This window comes from Streptomyces sediminimaris (assembly GCF_047049295.1).
GTDB classification, from domain to species: domain Bacteria; phylum Actinomycetota; class Actinomycetes; order Streptomycetales; family Streptomycetaceae; genus Streptomyces; species Streptomyces sediminimaris.
In genome coordinates this window covers 4,630,859-4,657,606 of the sequence record NZ_JBJWOT010000001.1, presented here as the reverse complement: position 1 = coordinate 4,657,606, position 26,748 = coordinate 4,630,859, and the positions used below count along the sequence as shown (strand labels likewise).

The following is a 26,748-nucleotide window of genomic DNA, read 5'->3' as shown; positions in this document are numbered from 1 at the left end:
TCCCGGCTCGGGCGAGGCCCCCGGGCTCCCGGGAGTCCCGGGACTCCCGGGACTCCCGTCCCGCCTGAACGGCCGGCCGCGTCCCCGGACGCCGGACGGGCCGACGAGGTGAGCCCATGGCCGAAAGCGTGACCCGCAAGGGCCTCGACCCCCAGGGCCGCATCGAGCGCGAAGGCTCCCTCGGCCGCGTCCCCCGCGCCTTCCGGCCCGTCGTCGCCTCCGCGCGGGACCGCTTGCTCGGGACGTTCGGGGCGCGGCTGCACAGTGCCTATCTCTACGGTTCGATTCCGCGCGGCACCGCGCGCGTGGGGCGCAGCGACCTGGATCTGCTGGTCGCCCTGCGGGAGGAGCCGACGGACGCCGACCGGGCCGGTGCCCGGGCGCTCGGGGAGGCCGTCGACAGGGAGTTCCCGCAGATCGACGGCGTCGGCACGCTGCTGTACGGCCGGGCGCGGCTGCTGAGCGCGGCCGAGACGTACGACATGGGCTGGTTCGTGGCCTGTCTGTGCACCCCGCTGCTGGGTGAGGACCTCGCCGAGCACCTGCCCCGCTACCGGCCCGGCTCCCGGCTCGCCCGCGAGACCAACGGGGATCTCGCCCTGCTGCTGCCCCGCTGGCGGCGGCGGATCGCGGAGGCCGCGGACACCGAGGCGGCCCGGCGGCCGCTCGTGCGGTTCATGTCCCGGCATCTCGTGCGCACCGGCTTCACGCTCGTCATGCCCCGCTGGAACGGCTGGACCAGCGATCTGACGGAGATGGCCGAGGCGTTCGGCGCGTACTACCCCGGGCGGGCGGAGCAGATGCGCGTCGCGGCCGCGCGAGGCCGGGAGCCGGCCGGCGACGCCGCCGTACTGCGCTCGTACGTCGACGATCTGGGGCCGTGGCTCGCCGGGGAGTACGCGCGCGTGCACGGCGTGAAGGGCCAGGACCTGGACCTGGACCTGGACCTTCACTAGAACTAGATCAACCCGTGCTCCTCCAGGTAGTCCAGCTGCGCCCGCACCGACAGCTCCGCCGCCGGCCACAGGGAGCGGTCCACGTCGGCGTAGACGTGCGCGACGACCTGGGGCGGGGTGCGGTAGCCGTGCTCGACGGCCGTCTCGATCTGGGCGAGGCGGTGTGCGCGGTGGGCGAGGTAGAACTCGACGGCCCCCTGGGCGTCCTCCAGGACGGGGCCGTGACCGGGGAGCACCGTGTGGACGCCGTCGTCGACGGTGAGCGACCGCAGCCGTCGTAGCGAGTCCAGGTAGTCGCCCAGACGGCCGTCGGGATGCGCGACGACCGTCGTGCCGCGCCCCAGGACCGTGTCGCCCGTCAGGACCGCCTGGTCGGCCCGGAGATGGAAGCAGAGGGAGTCCGAGGTGTGGCCCGGAGCCGGCACGACACCCAGTTCCAGGCCGCCGACCGTGACCACGTCCCCGGCGGCCAGCCCCTCCTCGCCCAGCCTCAGGGCCGGGTCCAGGGCGCGCACGTTCGTTCCGGTCAGCTCGGCGAACCGTGCGGCGCCCTCCGCGTGGTCGGGGTGGCCGTGGGTCAGCAGGGTGAGCGCGATGCGCCGGCCGGCCCGCTCGGCCGTGTCCACGACGTTGCGCAGATGGCCCTCGTCCAGCGGCCCGGGGTCGACCACCACCGCCAGGTCGGAGTCGGGCTCGGCGAGGATCCAGGTGTTGGTGCCGTCGAGGGTCATCGCCGAGGCGTTGGGCGCCAGGACGTTGACGGCCCGGGAGGTGGCGGGGCCGGTGAGGACCCCGCCCCGCGGCTGGCCGGGCAGGGCTACGGCGTCCGTCATGCTCAGGCTCCCCCGGTCGGCACGTCGGTCGGGATGTGCTTGGTGAACTCGTCGTGCCCCGGCCAGGACAGCACGATCTCGCCGTCCTCCAGCCGGGCCCGCGCCAGTACGGCGGTCATGTCCCGGCCGGCCGCCGCGGCGAGCGCCTCGGCGGCCGTGCCGTACGGGAGCAGCTGGCGCAGGGTCGCGACGGTCGGCGGCATCATCAGCAGCTCGCCCCGGTCGTAGCCCCCGGCTGCCTCGGAGGGCCGGATCCACACCGTGCGATCGGCCTCCGTGGAGGCGTTGCGGGTGCGCTGGCCGTGCGGGAGGACGGCCACGAAGAACCAGGTGTCGTAGCGCCGGGACTCGAACTCGGGCGTGATCCAGCGGGTCCAGGCCCCGAGGAGGTCCGAGCGCAGCACCAGGCCGCGGCGGTCCAGGAACTCGGCGAAGGAGAGGTCGCGGGCGACCAGGGCCGCGCGGTCCGCCTCCCAGTCCTCGCCCGTGGTGTCCCCCACCACGGAGCCTGCGGACGGCCCGGCCAGCAGGACGCCCGCCTCCTCGTACGTCTCGCGTACGGCCGCGCAGACGATCGCCTGGGCGGCCGCCTCGTCCACGCCGAGCCGGTTCGCCCACCACGCGCGCGCGGGGCCCGCCCAGCGGACGTGGTGCTCGTCGTCGCGCGGGTCGACGCCGCCGCCCGGATACGCGTACGCGCCCCCGGCGAAGGCCATGGAGGCGCGTCTGCGGAGCATGTGCACGGCGGGGCCGCGGTCGGTGTCCCTCAGGAGCATGACGGTCGCCGCGCGCTTGGGGACGACCGGAGTCAGCGTGCCGTCCGCGAGCGCACGGATGCGTTCCGGCCAGTCCTGCGGGAACCACTGCCCATTCGCCATGCGCGGAGGCTATCCCGTGGCGCGCGAATGTTCGAGAGCCCCCGCCCGAGGTCAGGGCGGTGCCCGGGCCGGGGCAGCCGGGCCACCGGCCCGGTACGAAGCCGCAGACCGGGCCGGGGCAGCCGGCCCTACGCTCGGTCGGCCCTGCGTCTCGGTCGCCCCTGCGTCTCGGTCGGCCCTACGTCTCGGTCGGCCCTACGTCTCGGTCGGCCCTACGCCTCGGTGAGCTCCACCTGGATCTCGATCTCGACCGGTGCGTCCAGCGGGAGAACCGCCACACCGACCGCGCTGCGCGCGTGCACTCCCTTGTCGCCGAGAACCTCGCCGAGCAGCTCGCTCGCACCGTTGACCACACCCGGCTGGCCGGTGAAGTCGGCGGCCGAGGCGACGAAGCCCACGACCTTCACCACGCGCGCGACGCGGTCGAGATCACCGGCGACGGACTTGACGGCGGCGAGCGCGTTCAGGGCGCAGGTGCGGGCCAGCTCCTTGGCCTCCTCGGGGGTGACCTCCGCGCCCACCTTGCCGGTGACGGGCAGCTTGCCCTCGACCATGGGGAGCTGGCCGGCCGTGTAGACGTGGAGACCCGACCGGACGGCCGGCTGGTACGCGGCCAGCGGCGGGACGACCTCGGGCAGGGTCAGGCCGAGCTCGGCCAGCTTCGCCTCTACGGCACTCATGCCTTCTCCCGCTTCAAGTACGCGACGAGCTGCTCGGGGTTGTTCGGTCCGGGCACGACCTGGACGAGCTCCCAGCCGTCCTCGCCCCAGGTGTCCAGGATCTGCTTCGTGGCGTGGACAAGAAGCGGCACAGTTGCGTATTCCCACTTGGTCATGTGGCCGACTCTAGCCGCTGCCCGCCCACCGCAGCCGCCGCCCTCCCACCGCCCGTGGTCGAGTTGTCCACAGGCTGTCGCGTGGTTCGTGCACGGACTGGTTAGGCTCGATGACGTGAGCAGGCTCCAGGTCGTCAGCGGCAAGGGCGGGACCGGAAAGACCACGGTCGCCGCCGCTCTAGCGCTGGCCCTCGCGACCGAGGGGAAGCGGACGCTTCTCGTCGAGGTCGAGGGGCGCCAGGGCATCGCGCAGCTCTTCGAGACGGAAGCGCTGCCCTATGAGGAGCGAAAGATCGCCGTCGCTCCAGGGGGCGGGGAGGTGTACGCCCTCGCCATCGACCCCGAACTGGCCCTTTTGGACTACCTCCAGATGTTCTACAAGCTCGGGGGCGCGGGCAGAGCCCTGAAGAAACTGGGCGCGATCGACTTCGCCACCACCATCGCGCCGGGCCTCAGGGACGTGCTCCTGACCGGCAAGGCGTGCGAGGCGGTGCGCCGCAAGGACAGAAGCGGCCGGTTCATCTACGACCACGTCGTCATGGACGCGCCCCCCACGGGCCGCATCGCGCGCTTTCTGAACGTGAACGACGAGGTGGCGGGCCTGGCGAAGATCGGCCCGATACACAATCAGGCCCAGGCCGTGATGCGGGTGCTGAAGTCGAAGGAGACGGCCGTGCACATGGTCACGCTCCTCGAGGAGATGCCCGTGCAGGAGACCGCGGACGGGATCGCGGAACTGCGGGCCGCGAAGCTGCCGGTGGGCCGGATCATGGTGAACATGGTGCGCCCCGAGGTGTTGGACGCGGCGGATCTGGAACTCGTACGCACCGTGTCCCGTCCAGCGGTGGCGAGGGCGCTGTCGTCGGCGGGACTCGGCGGCGCCCGCCGGGGTGGGAACGCCGAGAAGCTGGTGGGCCCCCTGCTGGAGCAGGCCGAGGAGTACGGCGAGCGGTACGCGCTGGAGCACGAGCAGCGTGCGGTGCTCGGCGAGCTGGGCCTGCCGCTGCACGAACTGCCGCTGCTCGCCGAGGGCATGGATCTGGCGGGGTTGTACGAGCTGGCCACCGAGCTGCGGAAGCAGGGGATGTCATGAGTCCGGACCCGGTCGCGGAGCAGGAGATCACCCGGCACCGCCTCTCCCCCGCGCGCGTGCTCGACGTCGACCCGCTGCTCGACGACCCGGGGACCCGGATCGTGGTGTGCTGCGGCTCGGGCGGCGTCGGCAAGACGACCACGGCCGCGGCCCTGGGCCTGCGGGCCGCCGAGCGCGGGCGCAAGGTGGTCGTGCTGACCATCGACCCGGCGCGCCGGCTCGCCCAGTCCATGGGCATCGACTCGCTGGACAACACCCCGCGCCGGGTGAAGGGCGTCGACGGCCGTGGCGTCCACGGCCGGGAGGGTGCGTCGCCGGGCGGTCCGGCCGCGGGCGACGGCGGCCGAGGGGAGGGGGAACTGCACGCGATGATGCTCGACATGAAGCGCACCTTCGACGAGATCGTCGAGGCGCACGCGGATCCCGAGCGGGCCGCGGCGATCCTGTCGAACCCCTTCTACCAGTCGCTCTCCGCCGGCTTCGCGGGCACGCAGGAGTACATGGCGATGGAGAAGCTCGGGCAGTTGCGGGCGCGCGACGAGTGGGACCTGATCGTCGTCGACACCCCGCCGTCCCGCTCGGCGCTCGACTTCCTGGACGCGCCCAAGCGGCTGGGCTCGTTCCTGGACGGGCGGCTGATCCGGCTGCTGACCGCGCCGGCCAAGCTGGGCGGCCGCGCCGGGATGAAGTTCCTGAACGTCGGGATGTCGATGATGACCGGCACGCTGGGCAAGCTGCTGGGCGGTCAGCTGCTCAAGGACGTGCAGACGTTCGTGGCGGCGATGGACACGACCTTCGGCGGGTTCCGCACGCGCGCGGACGCGACGTACAGGCTGCTGCAGGCGCCGGGAACGGCGTTCCTGGTGGTGGCGGCCCCGGAGCGGGACGCGCTGCGTGAGGCCGCGTACTTCGTGGAGCGGCTGGCGGCCGAGGGGATGCCGCTCGCGGGTCTGGTGCTCAACCGCGTCCACGGCAGCGGCGCCGCCCGGCTGTCCGCCGAGCGTGCGCTCGCCGCCGCGGAAAATCTTGTGGAGCCCCGCATTGTCGATCAGGACGGTGGGAAAGCTGGACTTCGTAACTCTCCCGACCCGTACGGCAGTTCAGACTCTCCCGTCTCCGGCTCTGCCGCCTCGTCCGACTCCGCCTCGTCCGACTCCGCCTCTCGCGCTTCCGACTCTCCTGCCTCCGCGCCGGTCGAGTCGCCCCCGTCCGAGCCCGGCTCCCCCGGCCCGGATCAGGAGGACCAGGGCGTCGAGCGGCTCACCGCGGGCCTGCTGAGGCTGCATGCCGAGCGTATGCACCTGCTCTTCCGTGAGCAGCGCACGCGTGACCGCTTCACCGCGCTCCACCCCGAGGTGGCGGTGGCCGAAGTGGCCGCGCTGCCCGGCGATGTGCACGACCTCGCGGGACTGCGGGACATCGGGGACCGGCTCGCGGCCAATCGGCCCGAGCTGCCCTGAGGCAGACCGGCGAAGGCCGCTGCGGTTCCGCGGCGCCCTGGAGCGGCGCTGTGGACCGGCACGCGGAGGCCCCACTCCGCGGCAGCGGCGTGAGGCAGCCCGCTGCGGGCGCGCAGTGGCGGCACCGTCAGCAGAGGCGGCACTGTCAGCAGCGGCAGCAGCGGCAACGGTGTGAAGCAGAGCTCCGAAGGCGCGCGGTGAACTGCGCGACCGGCCACGACGGCTCCGCAGCCGGCAGACGGCGTACCGCGGCCCGTCCAGCGCAGCGCCCGGGCATGCGCCCGAGGGTGCCCCGGAGGTTGCCCGGTCAGCGGGAGCGGCCTCAGCTCACCGCCGCGTAGTTCTCGTACACCTGATCGTCGTCCAGCGGCAGGATGCCCACTCCGCGCTCGTACTCCAGACGAGCCGTCTCAAGGAGCCGGCGCCAGGAGGTCACGGTGGGCCGCCTGCGCAGCAGTGCGCGGCGCTCCCGCTCCGTCATGCCTCCCCACACGCCGAACTCGACGCGGTTGTCCAGCGCGTCGGCCAGGCATTCCGTGCGTACCGGACATCCGGTGCACACCGCCTTGGCCCTGTTCTGCGCTGCTCCCTGCACGAACAGTTCATCCGGATCCGTAGTGCGGCAGGCGGCCTGCGCACTCCAGTCGGTTACCCAGCCCATACCGGCGCCGTCCTCTCCCGAATCGAGGCTCCCCCACGGCGGCAGCGGCATATTCACCGCCGCCAGTTGAGGACGTTACGGAAGGTGGGCACAGCGCAACACCCCCTTCGGGCCCAATCTTGAATGGCCCGAACGGACTATGCGTAAGCGGCAGATCACCCGGGGGAGTGAGCTGGGGACATGCGCGACCTTCCCGGCAAACCGGGACAGGTCTATTGGGTCACAACGGACGCCGACTGACACACGAGGCGGATTCGGGCACGCCTCCACCAAAAAAACCTGGGAACTTCCGGAACGATTCGGGGTCGCCGGACGTATTGATACGTGGCCCCACGGCTGTGACAGTTGAGAGCAGCTTAGGCCAAGGCATATACGCGTGTCCGGCGATTGAGAACGTAGGCTGCCCTCATGCCAAAGAAGCGCTCGGGCGGTGGTCTGTCGCCAACGCAGCAGGCCGCCAAGTTCCTCGGTGTCAGTGTCCTGGCCGGTGCCGTACTGGCCGGCATCGCGTTGCCCGCCGTCGGCGCGCTCGGACTCACCGCCAAGGGATCGGTGGAAAGCTTCGACGAGCTGCCGGCCAACCTCAAGACGCCGCCGCTGAGTCAGCGCACCACCATCCTCGACGCCCAGGGCGGCCAGATCGCCACGGTCTACTCGCGCGACCGCACGGTGGTGAGCCTCAAGGACATCTCGCCGTACATGCAGAAGGCGATCGTCGCGATCGAGGACTCGCGCTACTACCAGCACGGCGCCGTCGACCTGAAGGGCATCCTGCGCGCGCTGAACAAGAACGCGCAGAGCGGCGGCGTCTCCCAGGGCGCCTCCACCCTCACCCAGCAGTACGTGAAGAACGTCTTCGTGGAGGAGGCCGGTGACGACCCGACCAAGGTCGCCCAGGCCACCCAGCAGACCCTCGGCCGCAAGATCAGGGAGCTGAAGTACGCGATCCAGGTCGAGGAGGAGCTCGGCAAGAAGAAGATCCTCGAGAACTACCTGAACATCACGTTCTTCGGCGAGCAGGCCTACGGCGTCGAGGCGGCCTCCCAGCGTTACTTCTCCAAGCACGCCAAGGACCTCAACGTCCAGGAGGCGGCGCTCCTCGCGGGCATCGTCCAGTCGCCGAGCCGGTACGACCCGGTCAACGACGAGACGGAGGCCACCAAGCGCCGCAACGTCGTGCTCCAGCGCATGGCCGACCTGGGCGACATCTCGCAGGCGGAGGCCGACAAGGCCAAGAAGACGCCGCTGGGCCTGCACCCCAGCAAGCCGAAGAACGGCTGCATCACGGCCGTCAAGGGCGCCAGCTTCTTCTGCAAGTACGTCGAGCAGGTCTTCCTCAGCGACCCGGTCTTCGGCAAGACCAAGGAGGCACGGGCGAAGGTCTGGAACCAGGGCGGCCTGACGATCCACACGACCCTCGAGCCGCAGGCGCAGAAATCGGTGCAGGCCTCGCTCAAGGACCACGTCTACAAGTCGGACAAGGTCGCCGCGGCGGCCACCATCGTCGAGCCCGGCACCGGCAAGGTCATCGCGATGGGCCAGTCCAAGCCGTATGGCTACGCCAAGAACGAGACCGAGATCAACTACTCGGTCGGCGCGAGCATGGGCGGCTCCAACTACGGCTTCCCGACCGGTTCGACCTTCAAGCCGTTCCTGGCCGCCGCCGCCATCGAGCAGGGCAAGCCCGCCACGCAGATCTATCCCGCGCCCTACGAGATGCCGTACCCGAAGTCGGTCCAGACGTGCAGCGGCAAGCCCTGGGTCAACGACCAGGGCTACACGCTGCACAACGAGAGCTCGTCCGAGAAGGGCCCGTACGCGCTCAAGGAGGCCATGGCCAAGTCGGTCAACACCTACTTCGTGCAGATGGTGGCGGACATCGGCATGTGCCCGGTGGTGCAGATGACCGACAAGCTGGGTGTGGTCCAGGGCAACGGCGACAAGATCCCCGAGGTGCCCTCCTCCATGACCCTCGGCTCGACCGGTATCGCGCCCCTGACCATGGCCAACGCCTACGCGACCTTCGCCAACCGCGGCGTCTACTGCACCCCGGTGGCCATCGAGTCCATCTCCCAGAAGGTCGGCAGCCGGACGAAGTCGCTGCCGGTGCCGAAGTCGACCTGCTCGCGCGCGATGTCCGAGAAGACCGCGGACACCGTCAACACGCTCCTGCGCGGTGTGGTCGACTCCGGTACGGGACAGCAGGCCGGCCTCACCGACCGCGAGAGCGCCGGTAAGACCGGTACCACCGACAAGCGCAAGAACGCCTGGTTCGTCGGCTACACGCCCAATCTCGCGGGCGCCGTCTGGGTCGGCAGCGCCAAGCAGGACGTCCAGATGCACAACATCACCATCGGCGGCGTCTACCACGACTTCGTCTACGGCGCCGACACCCCCGGCCCGATCTGGAAGGACGCCATGACCGGCGCCCTGGAGGGCAAGCCCGTCGAGTCCTTCAACCTCGTCGACATCCCCGACGCCAACAAGGGCGGGAAGCACGGCCACGGCGACGGCAAGAACGGCGACAACGGCGGGAACGCCAACGGCGGCCTCATCGGCGGCCTGACCAACGGCGGCAACAACAACGGAGGCAACACGAACGGCGGCACCTTCCCGTCGCCGACGTTCTCCTTCCCGGACAACCTGTTCCAGGGCCAGAACGGCAGCGGCGGCAACAACAACGGAGGACGGCGCGGCTGAAGCCGGCGCATGCCTCCCTACGGCGGTCTCCGCACAGGCGGAGACCGCCGTAGTGTTTCCGCGCGCACCCGTCCGGGCATCGCGCGGACGACCGAACGGCACCGATGGTTGTGCACGGTCTCCGTATCGACCAGGTCACCGTCGCGTCACGAAATGGTCCACATATAGAGCCAACCGGCCTCGTTCACTCCATACCGGACTTGATCAAGTACGTATGCGGGGTGCAAAGATTCCGTATTGAACGGTGTGCCCGGCGTGACCGGCCGAGTGGCACCCGCGCCTACGGGAGGGGGACCTGTGGATTGCCGTGAGTCACCGTGGACTCCACCGCGCGGCGAACGCGACCGCGTTCGCGATACGACGCTCTCTCACGTCGGCCCGACGCCCTAGGCGTGGCCGTTCGTCCCCTTGACCGCGCGGCGTCCCGGCCCAGGCTCCCAACCATGCACCGGGACGCTCGCACGAGAACGCGACAGGAGCAGAACCCATGCGTTCCCACCCGATGATAGGGCGTGCCACGCCCCGGTTCGCCGCACGCGCCAGGCACCCACGACCCGCGCCCCCGTCAACAGCCGCCCCAGCCACGGCTGTCGGCGCTTCCTCCGCCTGAGATCCAGGAACTTCGCCTGAGCCCCAGGGCCTTGGCCTGAGTTCCAGGACCTCCACCCCGCCGCAGGGCTCACCCGGCCCGCACGGCCTGCACCGCTCACCCGGCCCGCACGGCCCGTAGGGCCCGTAAGGCCGCTGACCGGCGGGGACCTGGTCCTGCCCGCTTCCCGGCGACGACCGGAGCCCGGTTCCCGCACCACTCCGCGGTCCGGTCCTGCCTCCACGACCACTGACAGGAGTAAGCGCATGGCCGACGACATGGTGCTGCGCGCACAGAGATTCGTGAACGAGACCTACGGCGACGTCATCGGCATGACGGTCACCGAGGACGGCGTGACGGGCTGGAACACGATGTACGCGCTGACCAGGGCGCTCCAGTACGAACTGGGCATCACCGCCCTGTCGAACAACTTCGGGCCCACCACCCTGTCCGTCCTCGGGTCGAAGTACCCGACGCTGAACGCCTCCACCGTCCCCTCGGCCGACTTCTGCCGCATCATCCAGTCCGGCCTGTACTGCAAGGGCTACGACGGCGGCGAGATCGACGGCACCTACAACTCCCGCGTCGAGAGCGCCATGGCCAAGCTCAAGGCCAACATGGGCGTCGACGCCACCTTCCCCGGCAGCGACCTGACGCCGAAGGTGTTCAAGGGCCTGCTGAACATGGACGCCTACGTCACCGTCAACAGCGGCTCGGAGACGATCCGCAGCATCCAGCAGTGGCTCAACGGCCAGTACATCGGCCGGCAGGACTTCTTCATCATCCCGTGCGACGGGCACCACTCCCGCGACGTCGCCAAGTCCATGCTGTTCGCGGTGCAGTACGCGCTCGGCATGGCGGACGGCGTCGCCAACGGCGTCTTCGGACCCGGCACCAGAGCCGGCCTGAAGGAGCACACGCTGGCCACCGGCTCCAGCGGGGTGTGGGTGCAGCTGTTCTCCGCCGCCATGGTCCTCAACCAGCGGCCGGTCTCCTTCACCGGCAGCTACACCTCCGCCCTGGCCTCCGCGGTCAGCGACTTCCAGTCCTTCGCCAAGCTGCCCGTCACCGGCCGGGGAGACTTCTCCACCTGGGCCTCCCTCCTGGTGTCCTACGGCGACCAGGAACGCGCGGGCTCGGCATGCGACGGCGTCACCAGGATCACCGACGCCCGGGCCCGGGCGCTGAAGGCCGCGGGCATCACCTACGTCGGCCGGTACCTGATCAACCCGAGCACCAAGAGCCTGCCCGAGAAGGAGATCCAGCCCGGCGAGCTCCAGACCATCGCCGACAACGGGCTGCGCTGCTTCCCGATCTACCAGACCTACGGCCGCGACGCGTCGGGGTTCAGCTACGCCGCCGGCCGCTCCGACGCGCAGGCGGCCGTGAACGCGGCACTCGACCACGGCTTCAAGTCCGGCACCCGGATCTTCTTCGCGGTCGACTTCGACGCCCTCGACTACCAGGTCACCGACAATGTGCTGCCGCACTTCAAGGGCATCCAGGACGCCATCGCCGACGACGGCAACCGCTACCGGATCGGCGTGTACGGCCCGCGCAACGTGTGCACCCGGGTCGCCGAGGCCGGGCACTCGACCGCCTCGTTCGTCTCCGACATGTCATCCGGGTTCTCCGGCAACTTCGGCTATCCGCTGCCGCCCGACTGGGCCTACGACCAGATCGTCACGCGTGACATCGGCTCCGGCGACGGCGCCATCAACATCGACATCGACGTCGCCTCCGGCCGTGACACCGGCCAGGGCTCGTTCGACGCGCCGCGCGCCCTCAAGGCCGACACGCTGCTGAGGTCTGACGTCGTCTCCTCGATGGAGACCGACGTGGGCAAGTACATGGAGTCCATCGGCTTCCCCCTGGACGGCGGCACCAAGACCTACCAGCACTGGAAGTGCTTCCAGAGCACGGTCGTCGACCACGACGCGCTGATCACCGAGCTGTCCCAGCGGTACAACATGCGCAAGGCCCTCATACAGGCCTCGGCCTACTGGGAGATGCGGCACATCGGCATCGAGGACGAGAGCAAGGACGCCCTCGTCATCACCACGTACAACACCACCGGGAAGTTCGTGGAGTCCTCCACGGGCATCGGCCAGTGCCGCGGCATCACCGCGGCGTGGGCCTGGAACTACTGCATCAGCCGCGGCTACACCACCGGCTCCGTCACCGACCCCGGCAGCGACGACGCCCTGTACTCGATCTGGAAGAAGCTGTACGACAGCGAGGAGTTCGACCTGCGGACCGTGTGCATGGTCCATCTGTGGGACTCCGAGGGAAAGCCCGGCGGCGACCACGACGAGAACCCGCTGCGCTCCATGCGGCTCGACTACACCCAGAGCGAGATCTTCGAAATCCTGCGCCGCTACCAGGGGTTCGGGGACCAGGCCGAGGCCGACAACGTCTACCGCATGGGGCTGTACCAGATCATGGAGAAGTACAACTCCATCTCCCGTAACTCCTGAGGGAGCCCGCTGTGCTGGCACTCGTCCTGTTCGCCGGCTTCCTGGCCGGCACCGCCACCGCCCTCGTCCTCGTGATCCGCGGCCTGCGCAAGGCCCTCGGCCGCGGCAGGCACCTGCCCGGCCAGGCGCTGCGCGCCGCGGCGTTCGTCCTGGGCGGCGCGGCCGTCGGCGTGTACGCGTGGGGCATGGCCCACGCCGGCCTCGCGGTCCTGGACGCGGAGGACGGCGGCACCGGTTCGTCCCCGATCCGGCCGTGCCGGCAGGCCGACCCGGAACGGGCGGTCCACGTCGTCGACTACCACGTCGGCTTCGTACCGCTCGACTTCGAGTGCCGGCTCTCCGGTGGCGGCAGTTACACCGCCTCGACCGTGCCCGGCTACGTCAACCCCGCCACCGCCGTACTCGGCCTGGCCGGGATCGTCTGCGGCATCTTCTCCGCGGCCGACGCGGAACGCCGCCGCACACCCCGCACCTCGCCCACTCCTCCCAGCAGCAAAGGCGATTCATGACCCTCTCACGCCGGAGCCTCCTCGCCCGGACCACCGCCCTGACCGCGGCCGTGTGCCTCCCCTCCCTGCTGTCCTCGCCCGCCCACGCCGCCACCCCCGGCCCCGACGTCGACCGGCTCCGGGCGTCCATCCGCAAGGCCCAGGCCCGCAACAAGAAGGTCCTCAGCGGCGAGTTCTCCAGGAACGGATGGGAGATGGAGAAGACCGCCGACGCCCACGGCCACATCTACACCAGACCCGTTCCCGGCACCCCGCTCGACGGCGTCCAGGTCAGGATCGGCGACGTGGAAGCCGTCCTCACCCACGTCGTCCAGCGGTTCCACTACGAGATCGACCAGCTCCGCAAGGGCGACGTCCTCGGCTGGCGCGCCCCGGACACGGTGCACAAGCGGCACCCGGAGTCGAACCAGGCGTCCGGCACAGCCGTGCAGATCCGTCCCGGCTTCTACCCGGCCGGCGCGAAGGGCGGCTTCTTCACCGCCCAGCTCCGGGTACTGCGCGACATCCTCGCCGAACTCGACGGCGTCGTCCGCTGGGGCGGCGACGACCGCCACGTGGACGAGTCGCTCTTCTACGTCGGCGTCAAGCCCGGCGATGCCCGGCTGACCGCGGTGGTCACCAAGCTCCGTGACTGGAAGGCCACCCCGGGCGAAGGCGCCGGCGCACCCGTCGACGTCCTGGCCGCCGGCCGGCGCAGGGCGGCCGAGAAGCTCCGGCGCCACCAGCGGCGTACGGCCGCCTGAGGCGCCGTCACGTCCCCGTGCCCGAACCGCTCACCTCACCACCCCCAGGGAGAACCGTGAGACTGAAATCCAGGAGACTGACATCCAGGCTCGGCGTGCTGCTCGGCGCCCTGCTGAGCTCGATCGCACTCGTGGTCTCGCTGCCCACCTCGGCCTACGCCGCGAGCTGCGCCGGCTTCGGCTGCGACGGACACGACCCGAACATCCAGACCTGGCAGTCGGGCCCGGTCAGCCCGTACGGCCCCTACCAGGCCGGAGGCTCGTTCCTGTACGAGCTGAGGTGGGGGAAGACGGACGGAGACCAGTACAGCTGGGGCCGCATGTGGTACATCAGCGGCTCCAACGAGCAGGACTGGTCGGTCTACGTCCAGCGCTGCACCAAGAGCCACTCGACCTGCTACTGGCGGCTGGGCGAGAAGAAGGGCGGCGCGTCCGGATGGACCGCGAAGGTGCCCTCGGGGACGAACTACTACTACACACGCACCCCGATGTACTACAACCCCTCCACCTACGAGATGCGGGCCTGCGTGGACACCGATGACGGGGACACCCGCTGCACCCCCTGGTACTGACGGGCGGGCACGGCTGACGGACCGCCGTGCAGCGCCGATCACCGCGCTGAAAAGCCCAGGGAGCAAAGGCCGGAGGGCACAGGCCAGAGGGCACAGAAGAAAGCACAGGAGTCCGGCGGGCGGTCCGACGACCGCCCGCCGGACTCCGGCGCACCTGCGTACGCGGCAGCCGCGACGCGCTTCACGGCGTAGACGCGGGTTCGGGCCTCAGGCCCGGGTTCGGGCTCAGACGCAGCCACAAACGCACATACGCAGGCGCGCGCAGAAGGCAGAAGGCGGCACCGTGCCCCGCGCGAAGAGCCGACGGCCGCTCAGCCTGGCTCAGCCCGGCTCGCTCAGCCCGCCAGCAGCTTCTTCACCGCCGCGGCGACACGGCCGCCCTCGGCCTGGCCCGCGACCTTGGGGTTCACGATCTTCATGACGGCGCCCATCGCGCGGGGACCCTCGGCGCCGGCCGCCCTGGCCTCCTCGACGGCCTGGGCGACGATCCGGTTCAGCTCCTCGTCGCCGAGCTGCTTCGGCAGGTACGCGGCGAGCACCTCACCCTCCGCCTTCTCCCGCTCGGCACTCTCCGCCCGGCCGCCCTGCGCGAAGGCGTCGGCCGCCTCCCGGCGCTTCTTCGCCTCCTTGGTGATCACCTTCAGCACCTCGTCGTCGGAGAGCTCGCGCTTCTCCTTGCCCGCGACCTCCTCCTTGGTGATCGCGGCGAGCGTCAGCCGGAGCGTCGAGGAGCGCAGCTCGTCGCGCTCCTTGATCGCGGCGTTGAGGTCTTCCTGCAGCTTCGACTTGAGCGTGGTGGTCATGACACCGATTGTCGCAGGTGCGCGGGGCCCGACGCCCTTTGATTAAGGGGACGGTGGGACCCGGCCGGCTCTCCGGGCTCTCCGGGCTCTGCGGGTCTGACACGATGGACGTATGCGCGCTCGATACGGAGTACCTCTGGGGATCGCGGCGGCGGGCGCCGCCGGTGTGGTGTACGCGGCGGGTTTCGAGGCCCGTTCCTTCCGGCTGCGACGGGTGACGGTCCCGGTCCTGCCGGCCGGCATGCGGCCCCTGCGGGTTCTCCAGGTATCCGACATCCACATGGTCGGCGGGCAGCGCAAGAAACAGCGCTGGCTGCGCTCACTGGCCGGTCTGCGTCCCGACTTCGTGATCAACACCGGTGACAACCTGTCCGACCCGGACGGCGTGCCGGAGGTCCTGGACGCACTGGGTCCCCTGATGGAGTTCCCGGGGGCGTACGTCTTCGGCTCGAACGACTACTACGGCCCCAGGTTCCGCAACCCGGCCCGCTACCTGCTCGAGAAGGCCCAGCGGCGCCACGGCCTGAACGGCAACCCGCCGGTCGTCGGCGCCCTCCACAACCCGTGGGAGGACCTGCGGGACGGCTTCGACGCGGCGGGCTGGCTGAACCTGACGAACACGCGCGGCACGCTCAAGGTCGAGGGCGTGTCGGTGGAGCTCACGGGCCTGGACGACCCGCACATCAAGCGCGACCGCTACCTGCAGGTGGCCGGCGGCCCGTCCGCAGCGGCCGACTTCTCGATGGGCGTGGTGCACGCGCCGTACCTGCGCGTGCTCGACTCCTTCGCGGCGGACGCCTATCCCCTGGTCCTGGCGGGCCACACGCACGGCGGACAGCTCTGCATCCCCTTCTACGGCGCCCTGGTCACCAACTGCGACCTCGACACGGACCGGGTGAAGGGCCTGTCGACACACACGGCCGAGGGACGTACGTCCTACCTCCACGTCTCGGCCGGCTGCGGAACGAACCGCTACACGCCGCTACGGTTCGCCTGCCCACCGGAGGCGACACTGCTGACGCTGACGAGCAGGGGCTGACGCCGACAGGCCGGCCGAAGCCGACGCCCGCGGGCGAGCCGGGCGACGCCCCAGGCTGGCCAGGACGGCCAGGGCGACGCCCGTGGATCGCCCAGGACTGACACTCCGCAGGTGCCAGGACCAACGCTCGGCAGGTCGGCCAGAACGCCGGGACTGACGCCCGGAGCGCCACCGGAGAGTGGACTGCTCCTGCCCGGGCGTAACCCGCACGGCCCACCCACATCGCGGCATATGCCCCCTTTGCCTACCTTGAGGGCATGACCGCCCCGATACCCAGGGACATCCCGGACCTTCCCGCACTCTCCGGGGTGCCCGTACTATTCCCCTCCGCTGTCCCCGCCGCCGCGGTGGTGACTCCCGTACGCCGTCCCCTCGCCGCCGTGTGCCGCCTCCTGGTCGCCCTGGCGGCAGCGGCGGGCGTCACCATCGACCTGCTCCTGGGCAGTCCCGTCCGGGTCCTGAGCTACTTCACGATCCAGAGCAACATCCTCCTTGCCGTGGTCTTCGCCCTCTCGGCCCGCCGCGCCTGGACGGCCCGCCGCCCGCTGCCCCCGGCGTGGACCGGTGCGACGCTGCTCTACATCACCATCACGGGGCTGGTGTACCACCTGCTGCTCGCCGACGCCTCACCCCCGTTCGCCATGACGGGCACCACCACGGCCCTGACCGGCTGGCAGTGGATCAGCAACCAGATCCTGCACACGGCGGTCCCGCTCGCGGCCGTGCTCGACTGGCTGCTCCTGACACCCCGCTGCCGCCTCCACCTCCGCCAGGCGGCGACGTGGCTGCTGTACCCGCTGGCCTACCTGCTGTTCTCCTTCGCAAGGGGCGAACTGATCCCGTCCGGAACACCGGGCCGCTACCTCTACCCCTTCCTGGACGTCGACCTCCACAGCTACAAGAACGTCCTCGCCAACGCCCTCCTCCTCGGCCTCGCCTTCTACGGCCTGGCGATCCTCCTGATCGCCCTCGACCACGCCCGCCCCAACCCCGTCCGCCCCCGCCGCAAAACCGGATTTCGTCTCCAGCCACCGGTGGGCTAAAGTAAACGACGTCGCCGCGACTCAGCGGCGACACTCGGGGTGTGGCGCAGCTTGGCAGCGCGCTTCGTTCGGGACGAAGAGGTCGTGGGTTCAAATCCCGCCACCCCGACAGCCGAAACACCAGGTCAGGGGCCTGATCCGCAGTGCGGATCAGGCCCCTGGTTCGTTTCCTGAGTCTCTTGGGGACTGTTTGGGAGCCAACTTCGGAAGCCGGCTCCCCGGCTGCTCACTTTCCGCTCCCGCGGAGACGCACGCGACAGCTCGGGGAGTCGGCCGGTACGGGGGCACGTGTCCAGGAGGAATCGTGAACGCTGCTGACCAGCTGCTCGAGGGGTACACCGCATACACGACGGCCGAGGAGTTCGGAGGGCGGCCGAGAACGACGCTCCGGCCATCACAACCCGTTGATGATGACGACCTCTGAAATCCGTCCGTGCTGGCGTGGTAGCCACATGGAAGACCCACCTCGGTGTCTGCGAACGCTGGCATGATGCGCGCTCATGGGAACCAGGGACGACAGTGACGAGGCGTACGTGGTCGGCTTGTGCAACCAGGTGCTCGGCGAGACCGCGCTGACACAGCACAAGTTCGACTGGCTGCAGGGCGACCCCGGGACGGGCGGCCGACGTGCCAGACTGCCGGTCGACGCGTACTGGCCCGGCCACCGACTCGTGGTCGAGTACCGGGAACGCCAGCACGACCAGCCCGTGCCCCACTTCGACAAGCCCGACAGGCTCACGGTCAGCGGCGTGCACCGGGGCGAGCAGCGGGCACTGTACGACGCCCGCCGTGATACGGAGATTCCCGCGCACGGACTGCGGCTGATCGTAATCCGGCCGGCCGACCTCGATGCGGACGGTCGCGGACGACTGCGCCGTAGCCAGGAGGCGGACCTGGCTGCGCTGCAGAGGATCCTGGCGCGCCACAGCGACGAGGACCGGGTCACCGACGCCTTCCGAACGTGGCTCCTTGCCGAGGGCTGGACGCCGGTTGATCCCACGGACCGCTGGACCGATCTCGAAGCCGTGCGTGGCGGTGAGCGGCTGATCTGCGAAGCCAAGGGCCGCACCAGCGAGAAGGGAATCGACGCCGACATCGCCTACGGGCAGTTGTTGCGGCGGATGACGAGCCAGGACCCCCACACGCGGTACGCGCTGGTGGTGCCGTCCTCGTCCGTGAAGGCCATCGAGCGCGTTCCGGCGCATGTTCGCAGGCTGTTGCGTATCGACGTGTACGAGGTCACGGACGACGACGTGGTGCGCCGGCTGCCGGCATAGCCGGGCTCAGGATGTGGGCCAGTGCTCAGGGGACACCGGCCCCCTCCGCGAGTGAATTCTTGATTGTCACTGCCGTCACACGGTCCACCCTGCAGAGCAACGCGTCGACGGAGACGAGTAGCCAGGGAGCACGCGAGCAGAGAGAGCCGCCGGAAGCTGGGAAGGCGGCCTCGCGTCCCGAGGCGAAGACCCTCCCGAGCGCGGGGAGGAACGGCCCCCACCGGGGGCCCAATGCCCCGCCGGCCGGCCCCCGTCACCGGGACCGAATGAGGCCGCCTTTGTGGCGGCGAAAGTGCGGTGGCACCGCGAGTCGCCCTTCTCGCCCGCACTCCCAAGGGGTGTCACCGGTGGCGGCAGCCGTTGAGTGACGTCGTCGGGGCGTCACGATCGCCGCAGGGCAGTCCATGGAGTCGTGTGCCTCCTGCTCCGGAACGGTCAGGAAGTATCTGTCCGCGGCAAACCGTAAGCCGACCCATACGACCGCCGAGCGGCGCGGCCACCGCTGGCCTCCGTCTGGAGAAAGCCGCACGCGCCGTCGTCATCCGCGCGCTGTATTGGGTATGGCGTGACCGGGGCCGGTGAGGTGAAGATGCCGGTGAGGTGAAGATGCCGCCAGGCAGCGTATGCGTCGTATCGGGGGAGCCGTTCAGGATGTGGGCCAGAGAGTTATCGGCGGGCGAGTCGCTGCCGCAGGCGGCGTGTTCCGACGTCACGCGGCGCCTGTGCACCGCGCTCTACGCGCGCCCGGCTCGTGTCGGCGAGTCCATGCCGTTGGGCGAGACACGGCTGCTCCGGCTGGTGCGGGACGTGCTGCGCGATCCGGCGCGCTCGGTCCCGTCGTACGGTTTCGATCTGGTACCGGTGCTCGTGCACGGGGTGCGTGTCCGTCGTCGGCGGCGGCTGCGCCTGGTCGCGCTGGCAGCTGTGCTCTGCCTCGTCACGGTCTGGGCGCCGGTCTCGGCGCTGTCATGGCTGGGGGTGCTGGGTTTCGCCTGGGTGGTGGGCTCGTCCGGGCTGGGCTGGGTGCTGATACCACTGGTCGGGTACTGGGTGTTCGCGATGATCTCGGCGCAGAAACACGACACTTACCACGAGCTGTGGATACGCAGCACCGAGCTGCCCTTCGTGCTGGCGTCCGCCGTGGCCCTGGTGTACGTGGTCGACGGGGTGGTCACCCGGTCGGCACGGGGCCGGGTGAGCGCGGACGGCGGCACCCGGGAGCGGCTGCCCTCCGTCGGTCCGCGGGCGCTCAGACGCGTGGCGCTGGCCGACAGCCGGCAGAACGCCACCGCGCTGCCGTACGACGCTCAGGGCCGTTTCATCGGCGCGGGCCGGGAGGCACGGGGTGCGGCCGAGATCCGCGTGCCGTTGCGGCCCGGGCGGCCCGAGCGGTCCGTCGAGGCACTGCGTGAGGCAGAGGTGCTGGAAAGCATCCGCGCCGCGCTGACCACAGCCGGCCATGGCGAGGGCGGGCCCGGCAGCACGGAGGAGACCGCCCCACTGCCCGGTTTCTCAGTGGCCCGGGTACTGGCCCTGCCTGCCGCTCTGTGGCTGGAGCGCAGCCGGAGCGGCACCGCGGCGCCCGAGACGGCGGGTGGGCTGGGCCGGCCGGAGCGGCCCTATCTGCGGGCTCAGTGCGTCAGTTGGCAGGGACACCTCGTGGTGAGCCTCTTCGTGCACGTGGCTCTGCAGGCCGGTGAGTTGCGGCTCACGCTGCGGCCACAGGTGATGGGACCGCTGCGGCCGCTGCCCGAACCGTCCGGCCCCGCGGCGCTCGAGGGCCTGCGCGGTGCGGCCGAACTGGGGCTGACGCTGTGGCGGCGGCTCCGCAAGACGTCACCGGAGCCGGGTCCGGCCGAGCCCGACGGTCCGCTGAGTCTGCGTGATGCTCTGTCCCTGCCCGAGATTTCCGACCTGCACCAGAAGGGCGACGCCGAACGTCTCGTCGAGCTGATGCAGACCGCCGTCCTCAACGCCGTGGAGGCCCTGCTGGAACGCCACGGCTTCGCGACGGAGGCGTTCTCCGACCGGCGCACGGTGATCAACAGCATTCAGGTGCTGGGCGACAACAATGCGGGGATCCAGCTCGCGGGGGGCGTGACGCTGACTCAGGTGACGCAGACAGCGCCCATGGCTCCCGCCCACGCCCCCGCTCCCGCCCCCACCCCCACCCCCACCTCCGCCTCCGGCCCGACCGAAGGAGCGCTCATGAGCCCAGGGTTTCCGCGCAGGGACCCGTCCCCCGAGCCCGCACAGTCCCCGGGTTCGGGCATCAGCATCGGCGGCGACAACACCGGCACCGCGCAGAACGCCGTCGGTCACCGCCTGTCCGACATCAGACAGACCGGTACCGGCCAGGGCAGCGTTCCGCTCGATTCCCTCGCCACCCTCCTGACCGCCTTCCGCGCGGACATCGACCGCAATGCCACCCTGCTGGCGGACCCGGAGGCCCTGCGAGACCAGACGGCGGTGCTGGCGGGCGCCCTGACGGACCCGGAGAGCGACGGCTTCCGCCCCGCCCTGCGTACGGCAGTCCGCTCGCTGCCCGCCCTGGTCGCCGGAACGGCCGTCCAGCAGACGGGCGAGGCATTGGTCACGGCGATCAGACAACTGCTGGGCTGAGCCCTGCGCACGGTCCAGGACCTCGGCCGGCGGCGTCCAGGCGATGCGCATCGCCACCAGCTCTCATCGGCACGCTGCCGTCAGCGCAGGTGGCAGTGGCGGTGGCAGAGTCCGGGCTTCCGTCGCTGGTACGGGAAGCAGAATCCGGTGCGCTCCAGCCGCAGGGAGCGGAGGACAGTTGCCGTATGGATGCGATCGACGCCGCCGCGCGTGCCGTTGCCGACGAACACCGCCCCGACGCACAACCGCGGTGACTGACGACCCCGCCGGCCGGGGCGGGCCGCGGCACTACACGGACGTGTTCCTGCGGGCCGCCCGCCGGGCCGTCCGGGACCTGTGCGAACGACGGGGCGGCGAACTGGAGTCGCTCACCTGCGAGTTCGTATCCGGCGCCACGGACGACGACGTGGTCGTCGCCGCGACGACCGTGCTCGTCTTCCGCGGTCGCCGCTGCGTCTTCCGCCGCGGGATCTGGCCGCCGGGCCACCCGGCCGCCACCCGAGCCGCCATCTACGCGTCCGTCCTGGAAGAGCGGCTGCTCACGCGCGTGCTCCCACGGCCCGGCGGCGACTCGTCGCCAGTCGATCTCTGAAGGCCTCACGCACGAGCGTTGGCTCAATGCGCAGTTCCTCCTCTCGGACCGGTCGTCGTGGCACGAGCGCGCAGCAGCCGATCGAGAAGGCGACCGGCGAGCGCCCGCGCAGGTTCCGGCGGACGTCGAGCGCGGCTTCCCACCGCCCGCTCAGGCCGACCTTGAAATGTTCAGTGGGTTGCCCGAAAGCCGCTCAGGTCAGCCCGGGAACAAGCGCCGAATGCCTTGCCTTCCCAAGCTGAGGTGCTCGTACCGTTGTCACCGCATACCCCTGCGGTATGCCGCCTTGGGCAGTTGCACGTGCACCGCGGCCAGGTGCAGCGGCCCACGGCCGGGCTTCATCCCGTTCCGGCAGGTTCTTTCGCTGATGCCTGCCGGGGCGTGGGACGGTCCAGGTGGACAACCACGGTGGTGTAGAAGCGGTGCACGGCGTCGTCGACGCTGCGGATGAAGCCGGACTCGGCGTTCCCGCGACTGCTCCCCATGCTCTTGAACAGGGACAGGCGAAAGCCGGTGATGTGGGTGTCGTTGTTCTTCGGGAGCATGTCCGCCGGCTCCGGACGGAGCCGTTCCAGCGTGCCTCGTGGCCCCCCTGCCTCTCCTTCGACGAGCGTTTCGATGTGCAGGTCTGCCGGTGCCTCGGCGAGGCGGCGGATGAGGCGTTTTGCCCGGCTCAGCGGATACCCCTGCTCGGTTGCGGGGATCTCGATGGAGGTACGGAGCCTGGCGGTGCGCAGGTCGGCGCTGACCGCGAGAATGCCTGGTGCGCCCTCGATCCGGAACTCTGCCCGAAGTCTGCCGTCGAGACAGAGCTGATCGGCCAGGCGGATGCGGCGTTCTGCCGGATCGGCTCCACGCTTGGCGCGCTGAACAGGCAGTACCTTCTGTCCGAGTTCGCCGCCGAGGCTGAGGCAGATCTGCCGGACAAGCCGTTCCCAGCTCTCGACCACGCTCAGGGCGCGCGGGTCGCCCTGGCACAGGGTTTCGTCGTCGATTCCATTGCGCACGGGGACCCAGGCCGCTCCCATGTTCTGAAAGCCGTGGCAGCCGGAGTTCTCGTGCCGCAAGTAGTACAGGAGTTCCTGTAGCAGCCAGGCGTGCGCCCTGTCCCCCACTCCCTCGTGCCGGATCAGCATCTGGGCCTGATGGGTGACTTCGGCCCAGGACAGGTGCCAAAGGGCCACCTTGTGCTTGCGCCGTCCGTCGATCTTGACATCGACGAGAGGGCTGCCTTCCAGCGCGACGTCGTTCGACAGCGTGATCACGGCCTCGTAGCCCCGGCGCGCGGCGATGTCGACGTAGGCCTGCACCTGTTCAGCCTTGAGGTCGTTGCCGTTGGTCTTGGTCTCCACCAGCGCGGTCCACAGTTTGCCGGCCCGCTCGACACGGATCACACCGTCGGGGCGTCGCGGGTTGTCGCCGTGCGGCAGAGAGACCTCGGTGAAGGTCTCCATACGGCCCGCCGGTGCGCCGAACGCCGCCGTGAGTCTCCGGCCGAACTCCGGCACCTGCGCCATCACCGACAGCAGTACCGACGTGGCGCGCATCTCCCGGTCACGGTCGCTCTTGAGCACCGAGACCGGAAAAAGCCTGGCCTGCTTCCAGGACTCGTTGTCCGCCAGGGACTTCCTGGCCACCCTGGGCACCGTGACCTTCTTCTTCGCGGTGCGGGGCCGGGCCGCCTTCTTCGGCCCGACTTCGTCGCCGGGCCGACGGGGAGTCGGCACCAAGCCCGGTACGTCTTGCGGTTCCTGCTCAACGGCCGGAGCCGGAACAACGGCATCAACCTGCTCGCTGCCCTCTGTACCGTTCGGCGCTTCTTCCGCACTCGCGTCGTCATCGATATCGACACCGAAGTCCGTCGCCAGACCTGCCAGGCCGGTGTCGTAGCCCTGTCCGACAGCACGGAATTTCCACTCTTCCTCACGCCGGTACAACTCACCGAAGATGATCGCGCTCACGGCGCGGGCATCATCGACAGCAAACCTGACGAGGCTCTCACCGCCACCGTCGGCCACCGTCACCGTCAGGTCTTCCAGCTCCCCGAAACCAGCTCCTTCGTAGCGGCTCGCCGCCACGACGATCCGGTCGATGCCGGACGGGACCGCGGTCAGGTCGAAGCTGATCCGGTCCTCGTTGCCGCTCTCCGTCGGCGTCTTCCCCAGCAGTTGCACACTCCCGTCAGCGGCAACCGGGTTGTTGTAGAAGCAGAAGTCACCGTCATCGCGCACCTTGCCGTTCGCATCCAGCAGCAGGACGGACACGTCCGCATCGCCTTCACCGGTCGGGCTGACCCAGCTCAGACTCACGATCACCGAACCGACGTTCTGGCTCAGTGCCGCCAGCGCCACGTTCGAGCCCTTGACCATCTCATGCATGAAGCCCCCCAAAATCTCACAAATCAGGCACCCGCGACTGCCCCACCCAAGCCGCCACCCCGTGCCGCCGTAATGTGACGTACGGCACAAGGAAAGACTGTAGTGCCCAACGACGAGACCGTGGGAGCCGTCCGAAAACTGCAAGCGCGAGAGCCGACGTCGACGGCGCAGTTCCGCGAGTCCGTCACCCCAGCCGAGGCGACACACCCCGGGCACGGATCAAGGAGCGTCGCGCACGACCTGCAGACAAGGCCGCCGTCTCACTTTCCGTCTCATCCGCCTACGTCCACGGTCGTTCGGACGACACTCCGCGCCGTCCCAGTTTCGGCTCCCAGCCGCCGATGAACCCTGATGAACGACCACGCACTCACCCTGCCGCCTCACCACCACAGTTGGAGAGCGGGTTGATCCAAAGCGCCGTCTCGACTGAAGACGTTGGTTCAGCCGCCGACCGTTCCGGCGTCGATGCGCCGGCCTTGCGAGGCGTCCACGACGATGGGGATGCCGTCCGGGATCCGCCCCTCGAGCAGCTCGAGCAGCGACCTCGCGGGCGGGAGTTCTCCCGGGGTACGTACGTGGATGTACATCGTCCGGGAATGCTCGTCGACACTCGTGACGGACGCGCCCGGCTCGTCGGCGAGCCACTGCTGCGCCGCGTCCTTGGTCCTGCCGGTCCACACGTTGAGCAGCAGCGTGGCCACCGTGTTGGCCGTCAGCGGAACGAACACGACGACGAACAGCAGAGCCATCGCGGCAGACGCCCCGCGGGCGGGACGCCCTGCCGCCTTGTCCGCTCTGTCCGCCTCCGAGGCGTAACCGAGCGAGGCGAACACCACCATGCCGGCGAAGGCCAGGGCGAAGAAGTTCGACACGAACAGCGCCAGCGCGCCCAGCGCCAGCCATCCCGACAGATGTCCCAGACACACCCCCGCCACCACCAGGGGCGGCACGAGGGAGATCGCGATCGCGACTCCGGGCAGCACGGCGGCGACGTCCCGACGGGCCAGCGCGACCGCGCCGGCCATACCGGTCGCCAGAGCCGCGATCAGGTCCATCAGGCCCGGCGACGTCCGCGACGAGATCTGGCTGTTGGACAGCAGGTCGTAGTCACCGGGCAGAGCCAGCGACATGACCAGCCCGACCGCGATCACCAGCAGGCACGCGAGGAGGACGACCGGGGCCGATCCGGTGCGGCGGCGCTGCACCGACCCGAGGGCGATCCCCATGATCGGCGTGGAGAGCGGCGCGATGATCATGGCGCCGATCACGGTGGCCGTCGAGTCCGTGAGCACGCCGCCGGCCGCGATGACCGACGACAGCGTCAGCATCGTCCAGAAGGCCGAACGCTTGGACGTGGTGTCCCCGGCAGACAGGATCAGATCCTGGGTCAGTTCGTCCAGCGAGCGGCGCTGAGAGGCCGGCAGGACACGCGAGCGAACCTTGCTGATCATCCCTCCAAACAACCACGATCAGCGGTCAGGACACCGGCAGGACACGGGCGTGCGATGCCGGCTCCGGTCGGGGCCCGGCCCGGAGCCGGGGCCGACCACGTGGGCGTTCCCGCGACGGTCGCCGTCCCGTTCGACCTGGCGTTCCTGCCGGTCATCCGTGCCCCGAGTCCTGACCGGCAGCCTTCCGGCGCCGTGGCCACGGAAAGCCTTGCCTCTCTCACCCACCGCGACCGGCCGTGTACGCCGCGCGAGATCAAGCCGCGATCCCGCGTGCCGCGAACTCTTCCGCCCGACCGTGCATCGGACAGGGGTGACGGGCGCGTTCGGCCCCGTGACGCGCGCCCTGCGGGGCGGGGAGTTGTGAGGAGCAGAGGAGTACATGTACATGGTGACCTTCCGGCGCGGTACGGCGAGCTCGGAGTCCGGTGGCTCGGGTGGCCTTGGCACGGGTGGCCTTGGCACGGCACGGCGCGTGGTGGCCGTGATCGGGGCGGTGGCCGCTCTGAGTCTGGTCGCCGCGTGCGACGGCGGGCAGGGCGGTGGCGGTGACAGCGGCGCTCGGCAGCCGGGAGCCGGAGTCTCCTCATCGGCCTCCGCGGGCGGCACCGGCCTCGCGGGCGACACCGGCTCCGGGACCGCCGCCACCACGAACACCGCAGGCACCGCAGGCGCCGGCAGCACCGCAGGCACCGGCAGCGATACGTCGAAGGGCTCCGGCAGCCGTACGTCGCACGCCGCCGGCGCCCGCTGCGACGCCTCGCAGCTGCGCGGCCACGTCGGGGCGAACGACCCGGGGGCGGGGCAGGAGAATTTTCCTCTCGTCGTGACGAACTTCTCCGGGAGTGCCTGCACCCTCGACGGCTACCCGGGCACCGCCTTCGTGGACGGCTCGGGCCGGCAGGTGGGGCCGGATCCCAGGCGGGCCGCCGGGACCCCGGTGAAGATCACGCTGGCGCCGGGCCGGAGCGCCTGGGCCGGGCTGAGTTTCGGCAATCCTGAGATCAGCGGGGCGAAGACGGCCACGCCCACCGGAATCCTGATCACGCCGCCGGACGAGAAGGAACCACTGAAGGTGGACTGGACCGGCGGTGCGGTGCCCGTCTCCGACGCCGCGCGTCTGACGGTCTTCCGGGCCGGCAACGGCGCCTGACGGCCGCCGCGCGCCCGCGTCGTCCGGCTCCGGTCCCTCCCCTCGTGGGGACCGGCGCCGAACGGTGGGGGGTGGCCTTCGGACTCG

At 70.3% G+C, this 26,748-nt stretch carries 23 protein-coding genes and 1 tRNA gene; 16 read left to right on the top strand and 8 right to left on the bottom strand.

Annotation, left to right across the window (positions count from 1 at the left end):
* Positions 1-116 precede the first annotated feature (116 nt).
* On the top strand, positions 117-956 hold the full coding sequence (locus ACJ9NR_RS21675; protein WP_412493662.1) for a nucleotidyltransferase domain-containing protein: 840 nt from the start codon (positions 117-119) through the stop codon (positions 954-956).
* A 2-nt stretch (positions 957-958) separates the two neighbouring features.
* On the opposite strand, the gene ACJ9NR_RS21670 is transcribed toward ACJ9NR_RS21675, so the two are convergent.
* The 4 genes from ACJ9NR_RS21670 to sp36 all read right to left on the bottom strand — a co-directional run bounded on the left by ACJ9NR_RS21670 (position 959) and on the right by sp36 (position 3,502).
* Positions 959-1,789: an MBL fold metallo-hydrolase gene (locus ACJ9NR_RS21670; protein WP_412493663.1), complete on the bottom strand. Its 831-nt coding sequence runs from the start codon at positions 1,787-1,789 to the stop codon at positions 959-961.
* Positions 1,790-1,791: 2 nt separating this feature from the next.
* Entirely contained in the window at positions 1,792-2,667 is an 876-nt protein-coding gene (locus ACJ9NR_RS21665) for an NUDIX hydrolase (RefSeq protein WP_412493664.1), read from the bottom strand.
* Between the two features lie 212 nt (positions 2,668-2,879).
* Entirely contained in the window at positions 2,880-3,347 is a 468-nt protein-coding gene (locus ACJ9NR_RS21660; RefSeq protein WP_412493665.1) for a RidA family protein, read from the bottom strand.
* Positions 3,344-3,502, bottom strand: a complete 159-nt coding sequence (sp36, locus tag ACJ9NR_RS21655; protein WP_003967454.1) for a Sp36 family protein — start codon at positions 3,500-3,502, stop codon at positions 3,344-3,346. The genes ACJ9NR_RS21660 and sp36 overlap by 4 nt, the downstream gene beginning before the upstream one ends.
* Positions 3,503-3,617: 115 nt before the next feature.
* Here sp36 and bagA point away from each other — a divergent pair, with 115 nt between their 5' ends.
* A complete protein-coding gene (bagA, locus tag ACJ9NR_RS21650) occupies positions 3,618-4,595 on the top strand; it encodes an ATPase BagA (protein WP_412493666.1) in 978 nt (325 codons plus the stop codon).
* On the top strand, positions 4,592-6,055 hold the full coding sequence (locus ACJ9NR_RS21645; RefSeq protein ID WP_412493667.1) for an ArsA family ATPase: 1,464 nt from the start codon (positions 4,592-4,594) through the stop codon (positions 6,053-6,055). The genes bagA and ACJ9NR_RS21645 overlap by 4 nt, the downstream gene beginning before the upstream one ends.
* A 322-nt stretch (positions 6,056-6,377) precedes the next feature.
* On the opposite strand, the gene wblA is transcribed toward ACJ9NR_RS21645, so the two are convergent.
* Positions 6,378-6,716, bottom strand: coding sequence for a transcriptional regulator WblA (gene wblA, locus ACJ9NR_RS21640; protein WP_037783411.1), 339 nt, complete (start codon positions 6,714-6,716; stop codon positions 6,378-6,380).
* Positions 6,717-7,124: 408 nt separating this feature from the next.
* Here wblA and ACJ9NR_RS21635 point away from each other — a divergent pair, with 408 nt between their 5' ends.
* From ACJ9NR_RS21635 to ACJ9NR_RS21615, 5 genes are all read left to right on the top strand, one after another.
* Positions 7,125-9,416, top strand: coding sequence for a transglycosylase domain-containing protein (locus ACJ9NR_RS21635; protein WP_412493668.1), 2,292 nt, complete (start codon positions 7,125-7,127; stop codon positions 9,414-9,416).
* Positions 9,417-10,271: 855 nt separating this feature from the next.
* On the top strand, positions 10,272-12,482 hold the full coding sequence (locus tag ACJ9NR_RS21630; RefSeq protein WP_412493669.1) for a glycoside hydrolase domain-containing protein: 2,211 nt from the start codon (positions 10,272-10,274) through the stop codon (positions 12,480-12,482).
* An 11-nt stretch (positions 12,483-12,493) separates the two neighbouring features.
* Positions 12,494-12,991, top strand: coding sequence for a hypothetical protein (locus ACJ9NR_RS21625; RefSeq protein WP_412493670.1), 498 nt, complete (start codon positions 12,494-12,496; stop codon positions 12,989-12,991).
* Positions 12,988-13,734: a hypothetical protein gene (locus tag ACJ9NR_RS21620; protein ID WP_412493671.1), complete on the top strand. Its 747-nt coding sequence runs from the start codon at positions 12,988-12,990 to the stop codon at positions 13,732-13,734. The genes ACJ9NR_RS21625 and ACJ9NR_RS21620 overlap by 4 nt, the downstream gene beginning before the upstream one ends.
* 56 nt (positions 13,735-13,790) lie before the next feature.
* On the top strand, positions 13,791-14,306 hold the full coding sequence (locus tag ACJ9NR_RS21615) for a hypothetical protein (protein ID WP_412493672.1): 516 nt from the start codon (positions 13,791-13,793) through the stop codon (positions 14,304-14,306).
* A gap of 335 nt (positions 14,307-14,641) precedes the next feature.
* Here the strand turns inward: ACJ9NR_RS21615 and ACJ9NR_RS21610 are convergent, their stop codons facing one another.
* A complete protein-coding gene (locus tag ACJ9NR_RS21610; RefSeq protein ID WP_412493673.1) occupies positions 14,642-15,109 on the bottom strand; it encodes a GatB/YqeY domain-containing protein in 468 nt (155 codons plus the stop codon).
* Positions 15,110-15,221: 112 nt separating this feature from the next.
* On the opposite strand from ACJ9NR_RS21610, the gene ACJ9NR_RS21605 reads away from it, so the two are divergent.
* The 7 genes from ACJ9NR_RS21605 to ACJ9NR_RS21575 all read left to right on the top strand — a co-directional run bounded on the left by ACJ9NR_RS21605 (position 15,222) and on the right by ACJ9NR_RS21575 (position 21,682).
* Positions 15,222-16,148 carry a metallophosphoesterase gene (locus ACJ9NR_RS21605; protein ID WP_412493674.1) on the top strand — a complete coding sequence of 309 codons (927 nt, stop codon included), beginning with the start codon at positions 15,222-15,224 and terminating at the stop codon, positions 16,146-16,148.
* 257 nt (positions 16,149-16,405) lie between these two features.
* On the top strand, positions 16,406-17,191 hold the full coding sequence (locus ACJ9NR_RS21600; protein WP_412493675.1) for a Pr6Pr family membrane protein: 786 nt from the start codon (positions 16,406-16,408) through the stop codon (positions 17,189-17,191).
* Between the two features lie 35 nt (positions 17,192-17,226).
* Positions 17,227-17,300, top strand: a tRNA-Pro gene (locus tag ACJ9NR_RS21595).
* 195 nt (positions 17,301-17,495) lie between these two features.
* The gene (locus ACJ9NR_RS21590) at positions 17,496-17,615 is read left to right on the top strand and encodes an LxmA leader domain family RiPP (protein ID WP_412493677.1); all 120 of its coding nucleotides are present in this window, start codon (positions 17,496-17,498) and stop codon (positions 17,613-17,615) included.
* A gap of 76 nt (positions 17,616-17,691) precedes the next feature.
* A complete protein-coding gene (locus ACJ9NR_RS21585; RefSeq protein WP_412493678.1) occupies positions 17,692-18,468 on the top strand; it encodes a hypothetical protein in 777 nt (258 codons plus the stop codon).
* Between the two features lie 651 nt (positions 18,469-19,119).
* Positions 19,120-21,090, top strand: coding sequence for an AbeC-like domain-containing protein (locus ACJ9NR_RS21580; RefSeq protein ID WP_412493679.1), 1,971 nt, complete (start codon positions 19,120-19,122; stop codon positions 21,088-21,090).
* A 250-nt stretch (positions 21,091-21,340) separates the two neighbouring features.
* Positions 21,341-21,682, top strand: coding sequence for a hypothetical protein (locus tag ACJ9NR_RS21575; protein ID WP_412493680.1), 342 nt, complete (start codon positions 21,341-21,343; stop codon positions 21,680-21,682).
* A gap of 338 nt (positions 21,683-22,020) precedes the next feature.
* On the opposite strand, the gene ACJ9NR_RS21570 is transcribed toward ACJ9NR_RS21575, so the two are convergent.
* Entirely contained in the window at positions 22,021-24,060 is a 2,040-nt protein-coding gene (locus ACJ9NR_RS21570; protein WP_412493681.1) for a TerD family protein, read from the bottom strand.
* Between the two features lie 440 nt (positions 24,061-24,500).
* Positions 24,501-25,511 (bottom strand): DUF389 domain-containing protein, encoded by a 1,011-nt coding sequence (locus ACJ9NR_RS21565; protein WP_412493682.1) that lies wholly within the window; start codon positions 25,509-25,511, stop codon positions 24,501-24,503.
* A gap of 379 nt (positions 25,512-25,890) precedes the next feature.
* Between ACJ9NR_RS21565 and ACJ9NR_RS21560 the strand changes: the two genes are divergently transcribed.
* Positions 25,891-26,661 (top strand): DUF4232 domain-containing protein, encoded by a 771-nt coding sequence (locus ACJ9NR_RS21560; protein WP_412512734.1) that lies wholly within the window; start codon positions 25,891-25,893, stop codon positions 26,659-26,661.
* The last annotated feature ends 87 nt before the right edge of the window (positions 26,662-26,748 follow it).

Bases quoted from the DNA above. Each gene is read 5' to 3' on its own strand.
- ACJ9NR_RS21570 (WP_412493681.1), bottom strand. From the start codon at position 24,060: ATGCATGAGATGGTCAAGGGCTCGAACGTGGCGCTGGCGGCACTGAGC.
- ACJ9NR_RS21670 (WP_412493663.1), bottom strand. From the start codon at position 1,789: ATGACGGACGCCGTAGCCCTGCCCGGCCAGCCGCGGGGCGGGGTCCTC.
- ACJ9NR_RS21660 (WP_412493665.1), bottom strand. From the start codon at position 3,347: ATGAGTGCCGTAGAGGCGAAGCTGGCCGAGCTCGGCCTGACCCTGCCC.
- ACJ9NR_RS21605 (WP_412493674.1), top strand. From the start codon at position 15,222: ATGCGCGCTCGATACGGAGTACCTCTGGGGATCGCGGCGGCGGGCGCC.
- ACJ9NR_RS21565 (WP_412493682.1), bottom strand. From the start codon at position 25,511: ATGATCAGCAAGGTTCGCTCGCGTGTCCTGCCGGCCTCTCAGCGCCGC.
- sp36 (WP_003967454.1), bottom strand. From the start codon at position 3,502: ATGACCAAGTGGGAATACGCAACTGTGCCGCTTCTTGTCCACGCCACG.
- ACJ9NR_RS21600 (WP_412493675.1), top strand. From the start codon at position 16,406: ATGACCGCCCCGATACCCAGGGACATCCCGGACCTTCCCGCACTCTCC.
- ACJ9NR_RS21585 (WP_412493678.1), top strand. From the start codon at position 17,692: ATGGGAACCAGGGACGACAGTGACGAGGCGTACGTGGTCGGCTTGTGC.
- ACJ9NR_RS21610 (WP_412493673.1), bottom strand. From the start codon at position 15,109: ATGACCACCACGCTCAAGTCGAAGCTGCAGGAAGACCTCAACGCCGCG.
- ACJ9NR_RS21645 (WP_412493667.1), top strand. From the start codon at position 4,592: ATGAGTCCGGACCCGGTCGCGGAGCAGGAGATCACCCGGCACCGCCTC.
- ACJ9NR_RS21620 (WP_412493671.1), top strand. From the start codon at position 12,988: ATGACCCTCTCACGCCGGAGCCTCCTCGCCCGGACCACCGCCCTGACC.
- ACJ9NR_RS21560 (WP_412512734.1), top strand. From the start codon at position 25,891: ATGTACATGGTGACCTTCCGGCGCGGTACGGCGAGCTCGGAGTCCGGT.
- wblA (WP_037783411.1), bottom strand. From the start codon at position 6,716: ATGGGCTGGGTAACCGACTGGAGTGCGCAGGCCGCCTGCCGCACTACG.
- ACJ9NR_RS21635 (WP_412493668.1), top strand. From the start codon at position 7,125: ATGCCAAAGAAGCGCTCGGGCGGTGGTCTGTCGCCAACGCAGCAGGCC.
- ACJ9NR_RS21665 (WP_412493664.1), bottom strand. From the start codon at position 2,667: ATGGCGAATGGGCAGTGGTTCCCGCAGGACTGGCCGGAACGCATCCGT.
- ACJ9NR_RS21580 (WP_412493679.1), top strand. From the start codon at position 19,120: ATGTGGGCCAGAGAGTTATCGGCGGGCGAGTCGCTGCCGCAGGCGGCG.
- ACJ9NR_RS21630 (WP_412493669.1), top strand. From the start codon at position 10,272: ATGGCCGACGACATGGTGCTGCGCGCACAGAGATTCGTGAACGAGACC.
- ACJ9NR_RS21675 (WP_412493662.1), top strand. From the start codon at position 117: ATGGCCGAAAGCGTGACCCGCAAGGGCCTCGACCCCCAGGGCCGCATC.